The organism is Streptosporangiales bacterium, assembly GCA_009379955.1.
Classification (GTDB): domain Bacteria; phylum Actinomycetota; class Actinomycetes; order Streptosporangiales; family WHST01; genus WHST01.
In genome coordinates this window covers 38380-60233 of record WHST01000007.1, presented here as the reverse complement: position 1 = coordinate 60233, position 21854 = coordinate 38380, and the positions used below count along the sequence as shown (strand labels likewise).

The window sequence follows — 21854 nt, the reverse complement described above, 5'->3', positions numbered from 1 at the left end:
GTGATCCGACTTGCGATCTTGATGTTCTGCGTCTTCAGCATCACGACGGGCGAGTTCGCGGTGGCCGGGATCCTGCCCGAGGTCGCCGCCGACCTGGACGTCACCGTCGGCACCGCAGGACTGCTCGTCACCGCGTACGCGGTCGGCATGATCATCGGAGGGCCGACGCTGACCGCGCTCGCCGCCGGCGCCGACCGCAGGCGGCTGATGCTGATCCTGCTCGGGGTCGCCGCGACGGGCAACGCCTGCTCCGCCCTCGCTCCCGACTTCTCGCTCCTGTTGGCCGCGCGGGTGATCACCGCACTCGTCACGTCCACCTTCTTCGCCCACGCGATCGTCGTTGCGGTCCGTTCGGCGTCGCCCGACCGTGCGGCCACTGCTGTGGCGAGGCTGGCGTTCGGCATGAACCTCGCCATGATCATCGGGGCACCGATCGGCACCCTGATCGGAGGGCGATGGGGGTGGCGTGCGACCTTCGCCGCGATCGGAGTGGCGTGCCTGATAGGTCTCCTGTTGGTCTTCGCGATGATCGAGGATCCCGAACGCGAGAAGAGCCGGACCTCCGCGGTGGCAGAACTGCGGGTGCTGCGTCGGCCACCGGTCCTGCTGGCGCTGACGATCACCGCGGTCGGCAACGCCGGCGTACTGATGGTGTTCAGCTATCTCGCTCCACTGCTCACCGACGTCGCCGGACATCCCGCCGGCCGGCTGCCCGCGCTGCTCCTCTGCTACGGCGTGGGCGCGACGCTCGGCAACCTGGTCGGCGGCGCGCTCTTCGACCGGTACCCGCGCAGCGCCCAACCCGCGATGCTCGGTCTCCTGGCCGCGGTCCTGGTCGTCGTCTGGCTCGTCGCCGTCACGCCGGCGCCATCCGCCGTCGCGGTGGTCGCGATCGGCGGGCTCGGTTTCGCGATCATCCCCGGGATGCAGGCCCGGGTCATGTCGGCGGCGGCCGAGGCACCGACGCTGGCGATGGCGGTCAACGCCTCCGGATACCAGGTCGCCGCAGCGGGCGCGGGCTGGCTCGGTGGGATGATCACCGACTCCGCCGCAGGGCCGCGACCGATCTACCTGGTGGCCGCCGGCCTGACCCTGGGTGGGCTGATCGTGAGCGCCGTCCGCGTACGGACGGGCCTGGACGGGCACCCTGTTCACTTCCCACGGTGACGGTGCACTTCCCACGGCGCATGGGCCGTGTTCGGTGCGGCTTCACCAACTGAACGTGATCATTCGAGGCGGGGCGAGGCGTTCTCGTCGGCGCCCATCCCCCGGAGGACGAACGCGGTGACGCGGCCGATCGTGGCAGCCAGGTCGTGGTGGCCCTGCCCCAGGGGGTGGCGCTCCGCGCCGAGGCAGCCGTGCACCAGCGCGGCCGCCGCCCCGGGGTCGCCCGTCGCGAACTCGCCGGACGCCATGCCCTCGGCCACGATCTCGGTGAGCAGCGTGGCCAGCGGGCGGACGTGCGCGTGCATCCGTTCGTACCCGTCAGGTCCGAGCAGCACCGCGAGCTCGGGACCGGCCGGTTGCGGGTGCTCGACGAAGTCGGTGAGCTGCATCCGTACGTACAGCCGCAGCCGCTCCGTCGCGGACGCCGTGCCGGACAGCGCGGCGGTGAACGCGTCCATGAACCGCGTCGTCTCGTCCTCGGCGTGTGCGATCAGCAGGGCGCGCTTGTCGGGGAAGTAGTGGTAGACGACGCTGCGCGCGAGTCCGGCCTGCGCGGCGACGTCGGCGAACGAGACCTTGTCGACGCCGCGGGTCAGGGCGAGCTCCCGGACGGCCACGAGGATGCGGCTCCGCATCGTCGCGCGATGCGCGTCGAGGTTGCCGCTGGCCGGGGACACCGCCCCATCGTAGGGCCGACCCACCAGTGGAGTTGGCTACACGATGTCGCTATAGTTCCGGACGTTGTGTCGCCATCTCTGTCCCCGCGAGGAGCCGCATGCCCGCCGCCCTGGTCCCCGTCAGCGACCAGCTGATGACCGGCGCGGTGGCCGCGTACGTGCTCGCCCTGGTCCTGTACGCGTTCGCGTACGGCCCCACCCGGGCGGCGACCACGGGCGCATCGCCAGGCGTGCTGGCGACGATGCCACCACTCGCCGGCCGCTTCGGCTGGCTGGTCGCGGCCGGCGGCGCGTGCCTGCACGCCGGTCACCTCGTCACGCTCGGCGTCGCCGCGGGACGCGCGCCGTGGGGGACGATGGGCGAGTTCGTGTCGGCGCTCGTCCTGTCCGCGGTCGTGGCGCTGCTCGTCCTCACCCGCCGCGAGAGGCAGTCGACACGGCGTCACCTCGGGCTGTTCGTCATGCTCCCGGCCGTGGTCGGCATCGCGCTGGCCACCACAGTGCTCTACCGACCGCTCCCGCAACTCGTGCCCGCGTTGCACTCGTACTGGATCGTCATCCACGTGACCACCGCGATCGTCGCCGCGGGCGCCAGCACCGCCGGCACCGTCTTCGCGGTCCTCTACCTGGTGCGGTCGCGGCGGGACGCCGATGCCTCCGATGACGGGGCGGGACGCCTCCCGGCGGCCGAGGTGCTCAACCGGCTCGCGCACCGCACCGTCGTGTTCGCGTTCCCGCTGTGGACGTTCGCGATCGTCACCGGCGCCGTCTGGGCGGAGGCGGCCTGGGGTCGTTACTGGGGCTGGGACCCCAAGGAGACGTGGGCGTTCATCGCCTGGGTGGCGTACGCCGCCTACCTGCACGCGCGGTCGACCGCCGGATGGAAGTCGCGACGCGCGGCGGTAATCTGCTGTGTCGCCTACGCGTGCGTGCTGTTCAACCTCGTCGTCGTCAACGTCTGGCTGAACGGCCTGCACTCGTACGCCGGTCTCTAGGAGGTTGGACCCCTCGATGAACCCCACCCTGTCGCTCGTCCTGACGATCGCGCCGCTCGCGGTCGCGCTGTTCTGTCTCGTCATGACGGCCGCGAACAAGCCGATGGGGATGATCCATCTCGCCGCGCTCGCGGTCCTCGAGCTCGGGCTCCTGGTGCAGCTCGTGCTCGCGGTCGTCATGATGACCGGGGGCGAACGTCCCGCGGACGGCATGGCGACGTTCCTGCTCTACCTCCTCGGCTCGCTGCTCGTCCTGCCGGTGGGCATGGTGTGGGGGTTCATGGACCGCAGCAGGTGGAGCTCGGCGGTGCTCGCCGTCGCGTGCCTCGTCGTGCCGGTCCTCGTCGCGCGGATGAACCAGGTGTGGGCCGGTGCCTGAGCCGGTACGCAAGCGACGCAGCGGACCCGGCCGGGTCCTCGTCGGCGTCTACGCGGTCTTTACGGTCGCGGCCGGCGCACGCGCCGCCGTGCAGATCGCCGACCGGTTCGCCGAGGCGCCGCTGGCGTACCTCCTGTCGGCGTTCTCGGCCGTCGTGTACGCGCTCGCGACCGTCATGATGGCGCGCAGCGGGCGGGCGTCATGGCGCATCGCCATCGCCTCGTGCACGGTCGAGCTGCTCGGGGTGCTCGCGGTCGGCACGGCGAGCCTCGTCGACCCGGCGGCGTTCCCCGACGAGACCGTCTGGTCGGCGTACGGGCGCGGCTACCTGTTCATCCCGCTCGTGCTGCCCGTGGCCGGCCTGCTCTGGCTGCGCCGCAACCGGGTCTCCTAGAGCTCGTGACTGCCACCGCGGACCGCGGCGAGCCACTCCAGGGCGACCTCGCTGTGGCCGTCCAGGCGGTCCTCGATGCCGTCGAGGAACGTGCGGTCTCCGTGGTGCATCAGCTCGTCGAGGACGACCGCAGGGTCACCGGCCTCGATCTTGACCAGCAGCCGCCGGTGCCGCGCGACGTCCTGGAGGAGGTTCTCACCGATCCCACGTGCCCGCCTGTTCATCGCGATGCACAGCAGCATCTGCAGCTGCATCCGACGGTACGCGTCCTCCAGCCGGCGATGACCGGCGAGCGCGATCACCGACACGTGGAACTCGAAGGCGGCCTCGGCGTGTGTCGCCACGTCGTCGGCTCGGGCCGCGCTCTCCATGGCCGCCAACCCGACCCGGCAGCGGTCGAGCCGCGCCGGGTCGCGCACCGGGACCCCCAGGCGTACGGCGAAGAGCTCGAGCTCGCGGCGCATGGTGAAGATCTCGTACACGTCGTGGAGGGTCAGCGGCGCGACGATCACGCCTCGACGCGGCTGCTGGACGGCCAGGCCCTCGCGCTCCAGGATGCGCAACGCCTCGCGCAGCGGCGGGCGGCTGATGCCCAGCTCGTGGGTGAGCTGGTTCTCCACCAGGCGGGCGCCGGGCGGCAGATCACCGCGCAGGATCATCCGGCGCAACGTGTCGACCGCGAGGTCGACGAGGCTCGGCGGCGTCGCGATCCTGGGCGCCCGCGTGCCCGCGTGCGGCGCCGACGCGTCGGTCACGGTCACGACCGTCCTCTCCTGACCAACCGCCATCCGGTCTTGTCAGATCGAATCTGTCTGTTGTAGACAATAGGCTACTGCAGTCCCCCACGACGACAGCGAGGTCGTTCGGGCATGGCGGAGCACGCGACAGCACCGACAGGATCACTCGCCGGCGTGCGCGTCGTCGAGATCGGGGCGTTCATGGCGGCGCCGTTCGCGACCATGCAACTCGCCGACCTCGGCGCCGACGTGATCAAGGTCGAGAACCGCGACGGCGGCGACCCGGTCCGCGCCACCGGCCCGTTCCTCGAGGGCCACAGCTCGCCGTTCATCCGGCTCAACAGGAACAAGCGGTCGCTCGCCCTCGACCTCAAGGCCGACGCGGGCAAGGACGTGCTCCGGCGGCTGCTCGCCGACACCGACGTCCTGGTGCAGAACCTGCGGCCAGGCACCCTCGCCCGACTGGGGTTCGGCTACGACGCGGTACGCGCGATCAACCCGCGGCTGGTGTACGTCTCGGCGTCCGGCTGGGGGCTCGACGGCCCGCTCGCCGACCTGCCGGGTCTCGACATCATGGCGCAGGCGCGCTCCGGACTCATGAGCGTCACCGGCGAGCCCGACGGCGGACCGGTGAAGGTCGGCGTCCCGATCTGCGATCTCGTCTGCGGCCTGTACGGCGCGCTCGGCGCGGTCGCCGCGCTGCGCGCGCGGGAGCTCACCGGCGAGGGCCAGCACGTCGACGTGTCGTTGTACGAGGCCGGCGTCTCGTTCGCGATCTGGGAGGCCGGCCGGTTCTTCGCCACCGGCGAGCCGGGCGAGCGGCTGGGCTCCGCACACCAGTCGACCGCGCCGTACCAGGCCGTGCGCACCGCCGACGGCTGGATCACCGTGGGCGCGGTCACCGCCAGGACATGGCCCGCGTTCTGCGGGGCGCTCGGGCTCGACGCGATCCGCGACGACCCGCGCTACGGCAGCGCGTTCGACCGGCAGGCCAACCGCGACTCGCTCATCCCCGCGATCGAGGAAGTGACGGCGGCGCGCACGACGGCCGACCTGGTGGCGACGCTCGACGCGGCCGGGGTGCCCTGCGCTCCCCTCGCCACCACCGACGAGGTCTTCACCGACGAGCACCTCACGGTACGGGACTTCTTCTGGGACGCTCCGCACCCGGTGCTGGGCCCGGTCAGGCAGCTCGGCTCGCCGGTCCGCCTCTCCGCCACGCCCACCACCCGTCGCGCCGCGGGTCCCCTCCTCGGCGGCGACTCGGCCGACGTCCTCGCCGAGATCGGCTACGAACCCGCGCAGGTCGACGAGCTCGTGCGCGGCGCTGTCGTCGGCGTGCCCGGCGAGGAGCCGGCGGACGGCGACACCACGCCGCCACTCCCCGACCCGCTCTAGCCCTTCGACGGGGACCACCTGGAGGAACAGCATGCGCCGGAACCGTACGACGACAGCATCGATCACCGGAGTCACCCTCGTCGCCGCACTCCTCACCGGATGCGGCGACATGGCGGGCGGTGGTCAGGCGGACGAAACCGGGGGCGGCGCCTGGAAACCCACCGGCAACGCGACGATGATCGTCCCGTTCGCACCCGGCGGGGGCAGCGACCTGGCGGGCCGCGCGATGGCCGCAGGACTGGAGAAGTCCGCGAAGGGTCTCAACGTCAACGTCGAGAACCGCGACGGCGGGTCGGGCGCGGTCGGGTACTCGTCCTTCCTGTCCCGCAAGGGCAACGCACGCTACCTCCTCGCCACCGAGACGTCGCTGCTCGCCCTGCCGCTGACGCAGAAGGTGAAGTTCACGCGCGAGGACTTCACCCCGATCATGAAGGTCGGCGAGGACTATACGCTGCTGGTCGTCCCGAAGGACTCGCCGATGAAGACCTGCGCCGACGTGGTCGCGAAGTCGAAGAAGGAGCGAGTCGTCGCCGGGATCTCCGGCAAGACCGGACTCGACAACATCGTGCTCACGCTGACCGAACAGCAGAACGGCGCGAAGTTCGACCGCGTCCCGTTCGAGTCCGGCAGCGAACTCGTCGCGGCACTGCTCGGCGACCAGCTGGACATCGCCTCGCTCAACCCCGGCGAGGTGATCGGCCAGCTCGACTCAGGCGACCTCAAGGCGCTGTGCGCGTACGCGCCGAAGCGGTACACGTACGACAAGCTGAAGGACATCCCGACGGCGAAGGAGCAGGGCATCGACGTCTCGTTCGCGCAGTTCCGCGGCGTGCTCGCGACCGGCGGCATCACCGCCGCACAGCGCGAGGGCTGGGTGACCGTGGCCAAGAAGTTCGCCGAGTCCGACGACTACCAGAAGTACATCGACACGAACTACCTCCAGCCCGTCACGGCGTACGGCGACGACTTCTCGTCGTACCTCGATGAGAACGACGAGGTGCTCCGCAAGGTGCTGACGTGAGCGAATTGCCGTTGCGTCCCGGTGAGGTCGCCGTCTACGGCGGCCTCACCGTCATCGGCGCAACCGTGGCGGTGACCTCGTTCGGCTACGGCATCCTCGTCTCGGGGAACCGCGTCGGACCCGGCTTCCTGCCGCTCGTCTGCGGTGTCCTGCTCGCGGTGCTGAGCGCCGTGCTCGCCGTGCGGGTGGTGCGGCGACCGGCGGAGCGCTCCGCGCCCGAGGACGGGCCGGACGTCGACGTCATGGGACGCACTCGGCGGCAGCGGGTGCGGATCCTGTGGACCGTGTTCGGGCTCGTGACGGCGACAGTCGTCCTCGTCCTCGTCCTCGGGTTCATCGTCTCGTTCGGCCTGATGGTGCTCGTCGTGTCCGCATGGGTCGAACGGCGCCGCTTCACGACCTCGCTGCTGGTCGCGGCCGCGGCGTCGGCGTTCGTCTACCTGGTGTTCGTCCTGTTCATGAAGATCCCGCTGCCGTGGGGTGCCTTCGCGATCCTGGGGGCGTGACGGTCGATGCTGCAGAACCTCCTGCTCGGCTTCGAGACCGCGTTCACCCCGACGAACCTGCTGTGGTGCTTCGTCGGAGTGCTGCTCGGCACGATCATCGGCCTGCTCCCCGGACTCGGCTCGAGCACCGGCGTGGCCGTGCTCATCCCGCTCACGCTCACCCTCGAGCCGGTCACCGCCCTCATCATGCTGGCGGGCATCTACTACGGCTCGCAGTACGGCGGCACCATCACCTCGGTGCTGATCTCCACGCCGGGCGAGGCGTCGAGCGTCGTCACCACGATCGACGGCTACCAGATGGCGCGGCAGGGACGCGCGGGTCCCGCACTGGCGATCGCGGCCATCGGCTCGTTCGTGGCAGCGGTGTTCTCGCTGCTGCTCCTCTCCGCCGTCGCTCCCCCGCTCGCGCGGTTCGCGCTGGACTTCGGCCCGCCGGAGAACCTCGCCGTGATGGCCCTCGGCCTCGCCACCATCGTGAGCTTCTCCGGGGAGTCGAAGCTCAGGAGCCTCGCCATGGCCGTCGCCGGCGTGCTGCTCGCCTGCGTCGGTACCGACGCGGCGGGTGACACGGCGCGCTTCACGTTCGGCAGCGTCAACCTGCTGTCCGGCATCCCGTACGTCCAGGTGATGATCGGCCTCTTCGCCGTCGGCGAGGTGCTGTACCAGATCCGCGTCGGGGCGGTCGACCCGATCCGCGCCCGCTTCCGCGACCTGGTGATCAAGCGGGCCGACATCGCGCGCTCGCGCGGTGCCATCGGGCGCGGCAGCGTCATCGGGTTCCTGCTCGGCTGCCTGCCGGGCGCCGGGTCGACGCTCGCGTCGTTCATGGCGTACGGGATCGAGAAGCGCGTGTCCAAGCACCGCGACGAGTTCGGCAAGGGCGCGATCGAGGGTGTCGCCGCCCCGGAGAGCGCGAACAACTCCGCCGCCAACGCCAACTTCATCCCGACGCTCACGCTCGGCATCCCAGGCGGCGCGACGACCGCCGTGCTCCTGGGTGCGTTCACCATCTACGGCATCCAGCCGGGACCACTGCTGTTCACGGAACAACCGGAGCTCGTGTGGGGCCTGCTCGCGTCGTTCTTCATCGGCAACGTGATCCTGCTCGTCCTCAACCTGCCGATGGCGCCGGTGTTCGCGCAGCTGCTCCGCCTGCCGTACGCGTACATGTACCCGCTGATCCTCTTCACCAGCTTCGTCGGCGCGTACGCCATCGGGAACAACTACTTCAGCGTGCTGCTCGTCTTCTTCTTCGGCGTCGTGGGATACCTGATGAAGCGGTACGACCTGCCGATCGCGCCGCTCGTGCTCGGGCTGGTCATCGGCACACTGTTCGAGAAGGCCCTCGTGCAGACCTCCGCACTGGGCGACGGCAACCTGGCGATCGTCCTGACCAGGCCGATCTGCGTCGTGATCCTCCTCGTCGCCGTGCTCTTCGTCGCCGGGCCGCCGCTGCGGCGCCGGCTGCGGCGGTCGCGCGCGGGCGACGAGGCGAACCCGGGAAGGGAGACGACACGTGTCTGACCAACTGCTCGTCGAACGCGACGGCGCCGTGCTGCGGGTCACGTTCAACCGGCCGGAGCAGCGCAACGCGATGACGTGGGAGATGTACGACGCCCTCGCCGACGCCTGCGCACGCGCGGACGGCGCCGGAATACGGGCGATGGTGCTGCGGGGTGCCGGTGACGGCGCGTTCGTCGCCGGCACCGACATCTCGCACTTCCGCGAGTTCAGCGGCGGCGACGACGGTGTCGCGTACGAGGCGCGGATCGGCGAGGTGGTCGGCCGGCTGGAGCGGGTGCGCGTGCCGACGGTCGCGGCGGTGTCCGGCTACTGCGTCGGCGGCGGGCTCGCGATCGCGTTGGTGTGCGACATCCGCGTCGCCACCCGCAGCGGGCGCTTCGGCGTGCCGATCGCCCGTACGGTCGGCAACTGCCTGTCGATGAACTCGTACTCGCTCCTCGTCCACCACCTCGGCCCAGCCAGGGCGCTGGACATGCTGCTGCGTGCCCGGCTGTTCACGGCGGACGAGGCGCACGCCGCGGGCTACGTCGCCGAGGTCTGCGACGACGGCGCTCTCGACGCGTGCGCCGCCAAGGTGACCGACCGCCTGCTGCAGCACGCGCCGCTCACCATGTGGGCGGCCAAGGAGGCGGTGCACCGGTTGCGGGTGGCCGCGCTGCCGGACGGCGACGACATCGTGCGGACGGTGTTCGGCAGCGACGACTTCGTGCACGGCGTCGCGTCGTTCCTCGCGAAGGAACGCCCGACCTGGCAGGGCCACTGACCGTCGTCACCGGTCACCTCCCGGCGACGCGAGGCGACCGGTAGTCCTTCAGCGTGACGGCGTTGGCCGTGTCCTGCAGACCGCCGGTGAGCAGTCCTTTGCCGGGAAGCCGCGTCATCAGGCGGAGCACCTGATGCGCAGCCAGATCTCCAGCCGCGTCGGCGGCAGGAACCCGCGCTCGCCGCCGGGCAGCGGCTTCTGACACGCCGTCACGTAATCGCGTAGCGCGCGTTCGTACGCGGTGAAGGCGGCGCGGTGGTCGCGGGCGACGGCAAGCTCCCCCGCCAGGACGTACGCACCCACCAGCGCCATGCTCGTTCCCATGCCGACCGAGCCGGCGAAGCTCGCATCCCCGAGCAGCACGACCCGGCCGCTCGACCAGCGGTCCATCGTCACCTTCGCCGCGCGGTCGACGTACAGGTCGGGCGCCTGCCACATCGCCTCGATCAGCCGGGGCACCTCCCACCCCTGGCCGGCGAAGGCGTCCGCGAGCACGCGCCGCTGCGCGTCGAGGTCGCGCCGGTCGACGTCGAGCGGCGGTGAGCGGAAGAACAGCATCGCCCGCGCGTCACCCTCACTCCCGGTCGGGTACAGGCCCGCCAGCCTGCCCGGCATCGCGTACATGACCTGCCAGCCGTCGAGGTCGTACGGCGTCGTCGTCGCGAAGATTCCCAGGTAGTGGCCGCCGTCGGTGACGTAGCCGTCGTCGGGGCCGAACGCGAGACGGCGGACGTTCGAGCGCGTTCCGTCCGCGCCGACCACGAGGTCGAAGACGCGCGGCGCGGACCGTTCGAACCCGACCTCGACACCGTCCGGGGTCTCGGTGAGCGCGGTGATCGAGTCGTCGAAGAGGTACTCGACGCCGTCCTGCGCGGCCGCGAGAAGAATCCGCACCAGGTCGCTGCGCAGGATCTCGATGTCGGCGATCGCGCCGCCCGAGTCGCCGAACGACTCGGTGTCCATGTACGCCAGCCGGCGGCCGCGCCTGTCGACGTACGCCATGCCGCGGGTACCGGTGTGCGCCGACCTGATGTCGGGCATCAGGCCCATGCGTTCGGCGACGTCGCGTGCGGCTCCGCGGAGGTCGACGGCCTGACCGCCCCCGCGCAGGGCGGCAGCCCGCTCGACGACGGTAGGGCGGAAGCCGTATCGGCGCAGCCAGTACGCGAGTGCGAGGCCGGCGATGCCGCCGCCCGAGACGAGGATGCGGGTGTGTTCCGGGGTGTGCTCCATGCCGAGGATCGTACGCACGTCTGAGACATTTGTGCAAGACGTTCGTCTCAGACGTGCGCTACAGTCACCGCATGGGTAACCGGGAAGACCTGCTGGGCGGCGCGGTGCGGTGTCTGCGCGAGAAGGGATACGCCCAGATCACCGCGCGCGACATTGCCTCGGCAGCGGGCACCAGCCTGGCCGCGATCGGGTACCACTTCGGCTCGAAGGAGGCGCTGCTCAACGCCGCGCTCTTCGAGGTCATGGACTCGTGGGGCGCGGAGTTCGCCACGGCGATGCCGGACGACGACGTCAGCGACCCGATCGAGCGGTTCGCGACGGCCTGGACGGGGCTCCTCGAAGTGGCGACCCGGCAGCCCGAGCTCGCGGCCGCCAGCTTCGAGAGCTTCCTGCAGGCCCGCCGGTCCCCCGAGCTCCGCGCGCAGCTCGCCGCCGGCCAGGAGGAGGGACGCCGCGGGCTGGTCGCCGTGATCCAGGGCATCGACGAGGCGGACGTCACCGACGAGCAGAGCCGCACCCTCGGCTCGTTCTACTCGGCACTGCTGAGCGGCGTGCTCGGCCAGTGGCTCATCGACCCCGACCGCGCCCCCTCGGGCCGCGACCTGGCCGAGGCGCTGCGCGCGGTGACCGGCGGGGGTGGCTGACGTATCACGCCGCATAGCGGGCGAACGCCCGCCGGATGCGCGCGACGACCTGGATCGCCCGCCCTTCCATGTCCCACCACGTCCAGCGGACGAACTGGTAGTCGAGATCGCGCAGGTCGTCCTCGCGCAGCTTCTCGCGGAAGAGCGTGCTCGCACCTCCCCCGTACTTCATGGCGCCGTCGGCCTCGCCGATCGTTCGGTACTCCGGCCAGTACATGTCGACTCGCGCGAGCGGCCGCCCGTCCCTACCGGGGATCACGACGTTGAGCTCCGGCGTCGGTAGGCCGAGGTCGCGGACGAGGCGTACACGGGACCTCGACTCCAGCGGGGACTCAGCTCCGCCGTCCGCGAACTCGACCACTCCACGCGCCTGCGCGGCGCCCGGCCAACGTCGGCACGTCTTGACGACCGAGACGAGATCGACCTTCGTCGTCAGGCCCTGATGGAGTGCGGCGTCGGCGACCACCACACCGTCGATGAGCGGAAGGTTCCTGGCCAGGTCGACGACCGTCCTGGCAGCAGACGTCGCGATCACGCCGTCGAGCGACGCCAGGTGATCGGGCGGCAGCGCGGCAACCCGCACATGCAACCCGGGATAGCGCCGAACTCGACTCGTCTCGCGGGTGAGCTCGACCTCGTGGTCACATGTCGGCGGGACCGGGAGTCCGTGCAGTCGCGCCGCCGACCACATGCTCGCGACCGATTCGTCGCGCAGGCACCGCTGAGCCGCCAGCACGAGGAGGCGGTGGCGCGCACGCTCCGACGAGACGGTGTCCAGGGCGGCCCGCGGACAGTAGATGCCGTCGCGTAACCGCACCCACTGCCCCACGTCGACCAGGTAGTCGATCTGGCCCTTGGTACGCCCGTTCCGAACCGCGCTCGCGCGGGTCACGATGTCGTCGTCCATGTCCCGTACATCGGCACGACTACCCCGGAGCACGAGTCACCCACCGCGATATGTGGACAGTGACCCCGCACCCACGTCACATGGCACTACCGGGCCGGTCGCTCACCTCACATGGCACTACCGGCGACGAACCGGGACATAGGCGGCATTCGACCAGGCAGTGCCATGTGAAGTCGCCGGTGGTCCGGTAGTGCCATGTGACGTGGAACCAGCGTGGGACGGTGCGGCGCTGCGGGTCAGACGGTGCGGCGCTGCGGGTCAGACGGTGCGGGCCACCACGTAGTCGCAGAGGGACTCGAAGACGGCTCTGGACGGGACGTCGGGGAGGGGTTCGAGGGCGGCGCGGGCGTCCTCGGCGCAGCGGACGAGGTCGTCGTGAGCCTCGCGCATCGCCGGGTGGGCGCGCAGCAGCGCGAGGGTCTCGGCGTGCCTGGCGTCGTCGTCGAAGTCGGTGGCGAGCAGGTCGTGCAGGCGGGCGTCGGCGGGGTCGCCGGAGCGCAGCGCGTACAGCACCGGGAGGGTGTGGATGCCCTCGCGCAGGTCGGTGCCGGGGGTCTTGCCGAACTCGGTGGAGTCGCCGACGATGTCGAGCAGGTCGTCGCTCAGCTGGAACGCCATGCCGATGCGCTCGCAATAGCGGGTCACGTGGCCGACCACAGCGTCGTCGGCGCCGCCGAGCAAGGCGCCGAAACGGCCGGACGTGGCGATGAGCGACGCGGTCTTGTCGCCGATCACCCGCAGGTAGTGGGCGACGGTGTCGGCGCCCTCCTCGGCGCCGACGGTCTCGCGAATCTGGCCGTGCACCAGGCGTTCGAAGGTACGGGCCTGGATGCGCACGCACTCCGGGCCGAGGTCGGCGAGCAGGTCGGACGCCCGCGCGAACAGGAAGTCGCCGGTCAGGATCGCGACCGTGTTGCCCCAGCGAGCGTTGGCGCTCTGCGCCCCGCGGCGCAGGACGGCCTCGTCCATGACGTCGTCGTGGTACAGGGTCGCCAGGTGGGTCAGCTCGACCACCACGGCCGCCGGCACGACGCCGGACGCCTCGGGGTCACCGAAGTGCGCGCCGAGCAGCGTCAGCAACGGCCGGAACCTCTTGCCACCGGCGACGAGCAGGTGGCTGGAGGTCTCGGAGACGAACGGGTACTCGCTCTTGACCGACTGCAGGAGGAGCTCCTCGACCGCCTCGAGGCGCAGCCGCAACGACGTGTCGAGGGCGGGGTCGGCGACCGGAAAGGCAGTGCCGATCGAGGAGCCGCGGGACATGCCGCTCCACTCCCCTCAGCCGACGAACAGGTGCTGGGCCGCCTGCTGCGCCAGCTGCAGCACCGGACCAGGCACGATGCCAAGCACCACCGTAACCGCTACCCCGAGTCCGATGGCGATCGAGGTGTACATGCTCGGTACGGCGACGGTCGCGGCCTCCTCCTTCGGCTGCTGGAAGAACATCAGCACGATGACCCGCACGTAGAAGAAGGCGGCCACCACGCTGCTCAACAGACCGACGATCACCAGCGGCAGCGCGCCGCCGTCGACCGCCGCGAGAAACACGGCGTACTTCCCGGTGAACCCGCTGGTCAACGGGATGCCGGCGAAGGCGAGCAGGAAGAACGCGAAGATCGCCGCGACCACCGGTGACCGGCGACCCAGGCCCACCCACCGGGACAGGTCGTTGGCCTCACCGCCGCCGTCACGGACGAGGGTGACGATCGCGAACGCACCGATCACCGAGAACCCGTACGCCGCCAGGTAGAACAGCGCGCTCGACAGGCCCTGGGTCGAGGTGTCGATCACCGCGGTGAGGATGAAGCCCGCGTGTGCGATGGACGAGTAGGCGAGCATGCGCTTGATGTCGGTCTGCGTGATCGCGAGCACCGAGCCGACCACCATCGTGAGGATCGCGATCACCCACATCATCGGCCGCCAGTCCCAGCGCAGCCCGCCGAACGCGACGTAGAAGACGCGCAGCAGCGCACCGAACGCCGCGACCTTGGTGCACGCCGACATGAAGGCGGTGATCGCCGTGGGCGCGCCCTGGTAGACGTCGGGGGTCCAGGCGTGGAACGGGACGGCGCCGAGCTTGAACAGCAGGCCGACGGCCAGCAGGGCGAGTCCCGCGTAGAGCAGGATGTCGCTCTGCGCGCTCGTGCTCGCGGCCTGGGCGATGCCGGCGAGCCTGATGGTGCCCGCGTAGCCGTACAGCAGCGCGACACCGTAGAGGAAGAACGCCGATGCGAACGCGCCGAGCAGGAAGTACTTGAGCGCCGCCTCCTGCGACAGCAGCCGCCGGCGGCGGGCGAGTCCGCACAGCAGGTACAGCGGGAGCGACATGACCTCGAGCGCCACGAACATCATCAGCAGGTCGTTGGACGCGGGGAACAGCAGCATGCCGCCGACCGCGAACAACACCAGCGGGTAGACCTCGGTGTGCTGCGCGCCCTCCTGCAGGCCGCGCCGCTCCTGCTCGCTGCCCGGCAGCGCCGCGGCCTCCGCGACGAACGGACCACCACCGTCGACCTTGCGCTCCGAGACCAGCAGCACGCTCACGATCGCGAGCAGCAGGATCGTGCCCTGGATGAAGAGGGTCGGGGCGTCGATGCCGATCGCGCCCATCGCGGCGGCGTTGGGGACATCGTCGATGAAGAACAGCGTGACGAACCCCGCCACCAGGGACGCGAAGGTCAGCGGGATCTGCAGCGCACGCCTGCTGTCCCGTGACACGAACGCCTCGATGAGCACGCCGACGATCGCCGCGCCGAACACGATCAGGACCGGCAGCAGCTGGGTGTACTCGATGACGGGCGCGTTCACGGGTTGTTCCCTTCGGCACTCACGTCCTGCACCTGGAGCCTCGTCATCGTCTGCTGGACCGCGGGGTCGATGACGTCGAGCACGGGCTTGGGGAAGAGACCGAGCAGGAGCAGCAGCGCCACGAGCGGCGCGACCGCGAGCTTCTCGCGCCTGCCCAGGTCCTTGATCTTCGCGACCTCGGGCCCGCCCGGCCCGGTCATCGTGCGCTGGTACAGCCACAGCATGTACAGCGCCGCGAGGACGATGCCCAGCGTGGCGATCACCGCGAGCACCGGGTAGCGGGTGAACGTGCCCAGCAGCACGAGGAACTCGCTGACGAACGTCGACAGTCCCGGCATGGCCAGGCCGGACAGGCACGCGACGAGGAACGTGCCGGCGAGCACCGGCGCGACCTTGATGACCCCGCCGAAGTCGTCGATCTGCCGCGAGCCGCGCCTGGCGATCATGATGCCGGCCAGCAGGAACAGCGCACCGGTGGAGAACCCGTGGCTGAGCATGTAGAACGTCGCGCCGACCTGGCCCTGGGACGTCATCGCGAAGATGCCGAGCACGATCAGCCCGAAGTGCGACACCGACGTGTACGCGATCAGCCGCACGATGTCCTTCTGCCCGATCGTGGCGAGCGCGCCGTAGAGGACGCCGACGACGGCGAGCACGATCACCGCGGGGGTGAAGAAGTGCGCGGCGTCGGGGAACAGCTCGAGGCAGTAGCGGATCATGCCGAACGTGCCGGCCTTGTCCATCAGGCCGACGAGCAGGATCGCGCTGGTCGGTCGCCCCTCGGACGCCGCGTCGGGCAGCCAGGTGTGGAAGGGCCACAGCGGCGCCTTGATCGCGAACGCGATGAAGAAGCCGAGGAACAGCCAGCGTTGCGTCGACTCGTCGATGCTGAGGTTGCGCAGTGCCTCGAACGCGAACGTCGTCTCGCCCTGCTGCCTGGCCGTCACGGCGAGCACGATCACCGCGGCGAGCATCAGCAGGCCGCCGAGCAGGCTGTACAGCAGGAACTTCACCGCGGCGTACTGCCGCCGAGGACCGCCGTACCTCCCGATCATGAAGTACATCGGGATGAGCATGGCCTCGAACAGCACGTAGAACACGAACAGGTCGGTGGCGGCGAACACGCCGATGATCGCAGTCTCGAGCGCGAGGATCAGCGCGAAGTAGCCCTTGGCGCCTGGGCCGTTCTTGCCGCGGACGGCGCCCTTCTCGCGCCACGCGCCCATCAGCGCGATCGGCACGAGGATGACGGTGAGCGCGACGAGGACGAGGCCGATCCCGTCGAGGCCGACCGCGTAGCGGACGCCGAACTGCGGGATCCACGGGTAGCTCTCGACGAACTGGAAGCGCGGGCCGTCGAGCCTGAACTGCGCGGCCATGATCGCCGTGAGCACGAGGACGAGCAGCGAGACGAACAGCGCGAGCCGCTTGGCGAACTGCGTGCTCGTGCGCGGCAGCGCCGCGATGACGATCGACCCGATCAGCGGCAGCACCGCGATAATGGTGATCCAGGGGACGGTCACAGCACCACCACGATCAGGACGAGCGCCGACACCACGGCCGCGCCGAGCAGCATCGACAGGGCGTACGAGCGGACGAAACCGGTCTGCGCCTGCCGCCACCACAACGAAGTGTTGCCGACGAGGCCGGCGATGCCGTTCACCGCGCCGTCGACGAGCCGGTTGTCGAAGAACACCAGCGACCGCGTGAGGTACTGGCCGGGGCGCATGAACACCGACTCGTTGAACGCGTCGCCGTAGAGATCGCGGCGGCCGGCGCGGACGAGCGCGTTGCCGACGGGTGCGACCTCCGGCACCGCGGGTCGCCCGTACATCAGCCAGGCGAGCAGCACGCCGAGGACCATCAGGACGCCCAGGCCGACGGTGATCGTCGTCGCCGTGAGCGGCGGCTCGACGTGGTGCGCCTCGCCGACGACCGGCTCGAGGAAGTGCGCCAGCCGGTCACCGCCGATGAGGAACCAGCCGCCGAACACCGAGCCGATCGACAGGATGATCAGCGGCACCGTCATCACCGGTGGTGACTCGTGTGGATGGACGTCGTCGTCCCAGCGCTGCTTGCCGAAGAACGTCATGATGACCATGCGGGTCATGTAGAACGCGGTGATCGCGGCGCCGAGTGCGGCGGCACCGCCGAGCAGCCAGCCGGCGACGGGCCCGTGCGCGAACGCGGACTCGATGATCTTGTCCTTGGTCCACCAGCCGGCGAACAGCGGAACGCCGATGATCGCCGCCCACGCGAGGATGAACGTCCAGAACGTGATCGGCATCTTCTTGCGCAGACCGCCGAACCTGCGCATGTCGACCTGGTCGTTGGTCGCGTGCATCACCGAGCCGGCGCCGAGGAACAGCACCGCCTTGAACGTGCCGTGCGCGAGCAGGTGCGCGATGGCGAACGCGGCGCCGACCGGTCCGAGACCGGCCGCGAGGTGCATGTAGCCGATCTGGCTCATCGTCGAACCGGCGAGCGACTTCTTGATGTCGTCCTTGGCGCACCCGATGAACGCGCCGAACAGCAGCGTGACCGCGCCGACCACCGTGACCGCGATCTGCGCGTTGGGCGCCGCCTCGAAGATGGGGTTGGACCTGACGATGACGTAGACGCCGGCCGTGACCATCGTCGCCGCGTGGATCAGCGCCGAGACCGGGGTCGGGCCCTCCATGGCGTCGAGCAGCCAGGACTGCAGCGGCACCTGGGCCGACTTGCCCGTCGCGCCGAGCAGGATGAGCAGCCCCATGACGGTGAGCGCGCCGTTGCTCGCCTCGTCGATCCCGTTGAAGACGCCGGTGAACGAGACGGCGCCGAACATCGAGAACATCAGGAACACCGCGATCGACAGGCCGAAGTCGCCGACCCGGTTGACGACGAACGCCTTCTTCGCCGCGACCGCCGCCGCCGGCTTGTGCTGCCAGAAGCCGATGAGCAGGTACGAGGCGAGGCCGACGCCCTCCCACCCGATGTAGAGCATCAGGTAGCTGTCGCCGAGGACGAGCAGCAGCATCGCCGCGATGAACAGGTTGAGGTACGCGAAGAAGCGCCGCTTGTCGGGGTCGTGCTCCATGTAGCCGACGGAGTAGACGTGGATCAGCGACCCGACGCCGGTGATGAGCAGCACGAAGCAGATCGACAGTGGGTCGATCAGGAAGCCCCAGTCGACCTCGAACCTGCCCACCGCGACCCAGCTGAAGAGGTGCTGGGCGACCGTACGGTCACCGGGTGCTCGCGCGATCAGCGAGAAGAACGTGACGAGGCCGATGACGAACGAGCCGAGGACCGAGGCGCAGCCGAGCAGGTGCCCCCACCGGTCGGTGCGGCGCCCGCCGAGCAGGAGGACGGCCGCGCTGACCAGCGGCAGGGCGACGAGCAGCCAGGACAGCGAGAAGGCACCGCTCGCCGCGGCCGGATGCATCGGCTCGGCAGCGAGCGCCACAGCACCTGGGGGCATCTGTCAGTGCCTCTCAGAACTTGAGCAGGTTGGCGTCGTCGACGGACGCCGACCTGCGGGAACGGAAGATGGTCATGATGATGGCCAGGCCGACCACGACCTCGGCGGCGGCCACCACCATCACGAAGAACGCCACGATCTGACCGTCGAGCTCGCCGTGCATGCGCGAGAACGCCACGAACGCGAGGTTGGCGGCGTTGAGCATCAGCTCGACGCTCATGAAGACGATGATCGAGTTGCGGCGCAGCAGCACGCCTCCCGCGCCGATGAGGAACAGCGTGGACGAGAGCAGCAGGTACGCGAGAGGTGTCATGAGCCGTCCTCCATGAGTCAGTCGCCCTTCCTCTCGCCCTCGGACAGCTCGCCCTTCTCCTGCTCGCTCGGCGGCTCCTCCGGAGCGACCGTCACGGCACCGCCCGGCGTGGTCTCCACCTCGCGGACGACGCCCCTGGTGCGGAACACCTGGTGCACCGAGAGCTCCGACGGCGTGCCGTCGGGAAGGAGCGCGGGCGTGTCGACCGAGTTGTGGCGGGCGTACACGCCGGGAGGAGACATCGGTCCCGGGTCGGGACCAGCGATCCGCCGGCGGCCGAGGACCTTCTGGCCGACCTTCGTCTGCTGCCGGTGTGCGAGCACCATGGCGCCGAGGGCCGCCGTGATGAGCAGCGCGCTCGTCACCTCGAACGCGAAGACGTACGTGGTGAACAGGTCGGTCGCGATGCCGAGGACGTTGCCGTCGGCGTTCGCGCGTTCGAGGCTGCCCGCGGACGTGGAGGACAGAGCCGCACCCACGCCGGACAGCATGAGCAGCAGGAACCCGAAGCCCAGCACGATCGTCGCGACGCGCTGGCCGCGGATCGTCTCGGTCAACGCGTCGGAAGAGTCGACGCCGACGAGCATCAGTACGAAGAGGAACAGCATCAGGACGGCGCCGGTGTAGACGATGATCTGCACGAACGCGAGGAACGGCGCCTCGAGCACGGCGTAGAGCACGGCGAGCGTGATCATCACGACCGCGAGGCACAGCGCGCTGTGCACGGCCTTCTTCGCCGCCACCATCGTGACGGCCGCCGGCACCGCGACCAGCGAGCAGATCCAGAACGTCGCCGCCTCGCCGCCGTGCGCGACCGGCATGCCGCCGAGCGCGAACAGGATCGAGAGCAGCCCGATGGTGCCGATGACACCGGACAGGATGTAGCGCCGGGTCGCGCCCGCCGCCCCCGCGGCGACGAGCAGCACCACCGCCGCGAACCAGAAGCCGACCGTGCTCGTCATCCGCGACCGCCTCCTCCCTCGCGGAGCTCCTTCGCGGAAGTGCTCGTCACACGTCCTCCCGCGGCTTCTCGGTGCTGACGTCCTCGCGGGTGGCGTGGACGTAGTAGTCGGTCTCCGTCTCGCCGAGACGCATCGGGTGCGGCGGAGCCTCCATGCCCTCGCGCAGCGGGGCGAGCAGCATCTCCTTGGTGTAGATGAGCTCGTTCCTGTTGTCGTCGGCCAGCTCGTACTCGTTGGTCATGGTGAGCGCGCGCGTCGGGCATGCCTCGATGCAGAGCCCGCACAGGATGCAGCGCAGGTAGTTGATCTGGTAGACCCGCCCGAACCGCTCCCCGGGCGAGTAGCGGTCGTCGTCGGAGTTGTCCGCGCCCTCGACGTAGATCGCGTCCGCCGGGCACGCCCACGCGCACAGCTCGCAGCCGATGCACTTCTCCAGGCCGTCGGGCCAGCGGTTCAGCTGGTGCCGGCCGTGGAACCGCGGGAACGTGTCCTTCCTGACCTCGGGGTACAGCTCCGTGAATGTCTTCTTGAACATCGTCGAGAAGGTCACCCCGAAGCCCTTGATGTCAGCCACGCGGTGTCACCTCCCGGTGTGCGACGTCACGCAGATGAGGAGCGTCGAGCGTGGGCACCGGATAACCCGCTGCCATGGGGTCCTCCTCGATCCGCTTGGCGTAGTCCTCGTCCTCGGCCGCCTCGGCCCGCTCGCGCCGGCGCTGGCTGCGGTCCCAGAGCGCGTAGCCGGCGATCAGCACCACGAACAGCGCGACGGCCACGATGATCCGCGGTGTCGTGCCGTACGACGTCGCGTGCCGCATCGCACCGACGAACATCACCCAGCCGAGCGCGACGGGGATGAGGACCTTCCAGCCCAGCTTCATGAACTGGTCGTAGCGCAGCCGCGGCAGCGTACCGCGCAGCCAGATGAAGACGAACAGCAGGAGCAGCAGCTTGCCGAAGAACCACAGCAGCGGCCACCAGCCCTGGTTGGCGTTCTCCCACAGGGAGATCGGCCACGGGGCGCGCCAGCCGCCGAGGAACATGGTCGTGGCGATCGCCGAGACGGTGACCATGTTCACGTACTCGGCGAGGAAGAAGTTCATGAACTTCACCGACGAGTACTCGGTGTGGTAGCCGCCGACCAGCTCGCCCTCTGCCTCCGGCAGGTCGAACGGCGCCCTGTTGGTCTCACCGACCATCGCGATCATGTAGATGACGAACGGGACGAAAGCCGTCTGCACCAGCATCCACTGGTCGGCCTGCGCCGCCACGATGTCGGACGTCCACATCGAACCGGCCACCATGAACACCGTCACCCACGAGAGGCCCATCGCCACCTCGTAGCTGATCATCTGCGCCGACGACCGCAGCCCACCGAGCAGCGGGTACGGCGACGCGCTCGCCCAGCCGCCGAGCACGATGCCGTAGATGCCGAGCGAGCTCATCGCCAGGAAGAACAGCGCGGCGACGGGGAAGTCGGCGAGCTGCAACTGCGTCGTGACCCCGAACATCGAGACCTCGGGGCCGAACGGGATCACCGCGAACGCCGTGAACGCGGCGCCGGCGGCGATCGCCGGCGCGATCCAGAAGGTGATCTTGTCGACGCCGCGGGGGTTGATGTCCTCCTTGAGGATCAGCTTCAGGCCGTCGGCGAGGCTCTGCAGCCACCCGTTCGGCCCGTGCCGGTTGGGCCCCAGCCGCACGTGCATGCGGGCCACGACCTTGCGCTCGTACATGATGTTGAACACCGTGAAGAGCGTGAGGAAGAGGAAGACCGCGACCGCCTTGATGAGGATGATCCACCACGGGTCGTGCCCGAAGATGGCCCGTCCCGGCTCCTCGGCCAAGATCAGCGCGTCATACATTCGCGACCGCCTCCTCACGCCTCTCCGGCAGACGCCGCGATGAGGTAAGAGCCGGTGCCGACCGCGACGCGGCGCCTACCTCCGAGGCGCTCGTCGAG

General features: G+C 70.0%; 22 protein-coding genes. 10 read left to right on the top strand and 12 right to left on the bottom strand.

Annotated elements, in window-relative coordinates:
• Positions 1-1167, top strand: a complete 1167-nt coding sequence (locus tag GEV10_03655; GenBank protein ID MQA77571.1) for an MFS transporter — start codon at positions 1-3, stop codon at positions 1165-1167.
• 59 nt (positions 1168-1226) lie between these two features.
• Here GEV10_03655 and GEV10_03650 read toward each other — a convergent pair whose 3' ends face one another.
• Complete coding sequence (locus GEV10_03650; GenBank protein ID MQA77570.1) at positions 1227-1844, bottom strand: TetR family transcriptional regulator; 618 nt, start codon at positions 1842-1844, stop codon at positions 1227-1229.
• Between the two features lie 98 nt (positions 1845-1942).
• Here GEV10_03650 and ccsB point away from each other — a divergent pair, with 98 nt between their 5' ends.
• Genes ccsB through GEV10_03635 form a run of 3 tightly spaced genes read left to right on the top strand, consistent with a single transcriptional unit; the run spans position 1943 to position 3612 of the window.
• Positions 1943-2839, top strand: coding sequence for a c-type cytochrome biogenesis protein CcsB (gene ccsB, locus GEV10_03645; GenBank protein ID MQA77569.1), 897 nt, complete (start codon positions 1943-1945; stop codon positions 2837-2839).
• Between the two features lie 16 nt (positions 2840-2855).
• A complete protein-coding gene (locus GEV10_03640) occupies positions 2856-3218 on the top strand; it encodes a hypothetical protein (protein MQA77568.1) in 363 nt (120 codons plus the stop codon).
• Positions 3211-3612 carry a hypothetical protein gene (locus GEV10_03635; protein ID MQA77567.1) on the top strand — a complete coding sequence of 134 codons (402 nt, stop codon included), beginning with the start codon at positions 3211-3213 and terminating at the stop codon, positions 3610-3612. The genes GEV10_03640 and GEV10_03635 overlap by 8 nt, the downstream gene beginning before the upstream one ends.
• On the opposite strand, the gene GEV10_03630 is transcribed toward GEV10_03635, so the two are convergent.
• On the bottom strand, positions 3609-4400 hold the full coding sequence (locus tag GEV10_03630; protein MQA77566.1) for a GntR family transcriptional regulator: 792 nt from the start codon (positions 4398-4400) through the stop codon (positions 3609-3611). The genes GEV10_03635 and GEV10_03630 overlap by 4 nt on opposite strands.
• 81 nt (positions 4401-4481) lie before the next feature.
• Between GEV10_03630 and GEV10_03625 the strand changes: the two genes are divergently transcribed.
• The 5 genes from GEV10_03625 (at position 4482) to GEV10_03605 (ending at position 9561) form a co-directional block, all read left to right on the top strand.
• Complete coding sequence (locus tag GEV10_03625; GenBank protein MQA77565.1) at positions 4482-5747, top strand: CoA transferase; 1266 nt, start codon at positions 4482-4484, stop codon at positions 5745-5747.
• Between the two features lie 109 nt (positions 5748-5856).
• Positions 5857-6768 carry a tripartite tricarboxylate transporter substrate binding protein gene (locus GEV10_03620; GenBank protein ID MQA77564.1) on the top strand — a complete coding sequence of 304 codons (912 nt, stop codon included), beginning with the start codon at positions 5857-5859 and terminating at the stop codon, positions 6766-6768.
• The gene (locus GEV10_03615) at positions 6765-7274 is read left to right on the top strand and encodes a tripartite tricarboxylate transporter TctB family protein (GenBank protein ID MQA77563.1); all 510 of its coding nucleotides are present in this window, start codon (positions 6765-6767) and stop codon (positions 7272-7274) included. The genes GEV10_03620 and GEV10_03615 overlap by 4 nt, the downstream gene beginning before the upstream one ends.
• 6 nt (positions 7275-7280) lie before the next feature.
• On the top strand, positions 7281-8798 hold the full coding sequence (locus GEV10_03610; GenBank protein ID MQA77562.1) for a tripartite tricarboxylate transporter permease: 1518 nt from the start codon (positions 7281-7283) through the stop codon (positions 8796-8798).
• Positions 8791-9561, top strand: coding sequence for an enoyl-CoA hydratase (locus GEV10_03605; protein ID MQA77561.1), 771 nt, complete (start codon positions 8791-8793; stop codon positions 9559-9561). Before GEV10_03610 ends, GEV10_03605 begins: the two co-directional genes overlap by 8 nt.
• A 117-nt stretch (positions 9562-9678) precedes the next feature.
• Here the strand turns inward: GEV10_03605 and GEV10_03600 are convergent, their stop codons facing one another.
• A complete protein-coding gene (locus GEV10_03600) occupies positions 9679-10794 on the bottom strand; it encodes an NAD(P)-binding protein (GenBank protein ID MQA77560.1) in 1116 nt (371 codons plus the stop codon).
• 71 nt (positions 10795-10865) lie between these two features.
• On the opposite strand from GEV10_03600, the gene GEV10_03595 reads away from it, so the two are divergent.
• Positions 10866-11438 (top strand): TetR family transcriptional regulator, encoded by a 573-nt coding sequence (locus GEV10_03595; protein ID MQA77559.1) that lies wholly within the window; start codon positions 10866-10868, stop codon positions 11436-11438.
• A gap of 4 nt (positions 11439-11442) precedes the next feature.
• Here GEV10_03595 and GEV10_03590 read toward each other — a convergent pair whose 3' ends face one another.
• The 9 genes from GEV10_03590 to nuoH form a co-directional block, all read right to left on the bottom strand.
• Positions 11443-12345 carry a hypothetical protein gene (locus GEV10_03590; protein MQA77558.1) on the bottom strand — a complete coding sequence of 301 codons (903 nt, stop codon included), beginning with the start codon at positions 12343-12345 and terminating at the stop codon, positions 11443-11445.
• 258 nt (positions 12346-12603) lie between these two features.
• Complete coding sequence (locus GEV10_03585; protein ID MQA77557.1) at positions 12604-13608, bottom strand: polyprenyl synthetase family protein; 1005 nt, start codon at positions 13606-13608, stop codon at positions 12604-12606.
• Between the two features lie 15 nt (positions 13609-13623).
• Positions 13624-15153 carry an NADH-quinone oxidoreductase subunit NuoN gene (gene nuoN, locus GEV10_03580; GenBank protein MQA77556.1) on the bottom strand — a complete coding sequence of 510 codons (1530 nt, stop codon included), beginning with the start codon at positions 15151-15153 and terminating at the stop codon, positions 13624-13626.
• Positions 15150-16676: an NADH-quinone oxidoreductase subunit M gene (locus GEV10_03575; protein MQA77555.1), complete on the bottom strand. Its 1527-nt coding sequence runs from the start codon at positions 16674-16676 to the stop codon at positions 15150-15152. Before GEV10_03575 ends, nuoN begins: the two co-directional genes overlap by 4 nt.
• Positions 16673-18580, bottom strand: coding sequence for an NADH-quinone oxidoreductase subunit L (nuoL, locus tag GEV10_03570; protein MQA77554.1), 1908 nt, complete (start codon positions 18578-18580; stop codon positions 16673-16675). Before nuoL ends, GEV10_03575 begins: the two co-directional genes overlap by 4 nt.
• 49 nt (positions 18581-18629) lie before the next feature.
• A complete protein-coding gene (gene nuoK / locus GEV10_03565; GenBank protein MQA77553.1) occupies positions 18630-18929 on the bottom strand; it encodes an NADH-quinone oxidoreductase subunit NuoK in 300 nt (99 codons plus the stop codon).
• Between the two features lie 17 nt (positions 18930-18946).
• Positions 18947-19750, bottom strand: coding sequence for an NADH-quinone oxidoreductase subunit J (locus GEV10_03560; GenBank protein MQA77552.1), 804 nt, complete (start codon positions 19748-19750; stop codon positions 18947-18949).
• 187 nt (positions 19751-19937) lie between these two features.
• On the bottom strand, positions 19938-20426 hold the full coding sequence (nuoI, locus tag GEV10_03555; GenBank protein MQA77551.1) for an NADH-quinone oxidoreductase subunit NuoI: 489 nt from the start codon (positions 20424-20426) through the stop codon (positions 19938-19940).
• Between the two features lie 31 nt (positions 20427-20457).
• Positions 20458-21756 (bottom strand): NADH-quinone oxidoreductase subunit NuoH, encoded by a 1299-nt coding sequence (gene nuoH, locus GEV10_03550; protein ID MQA77550.1) that lies wholly within the window; start codon positions 21754-21756, stop codon positions 20458-20460.
• Between the last annotated feature and the right edge of the window lie 98 nt (positions 21757-21854).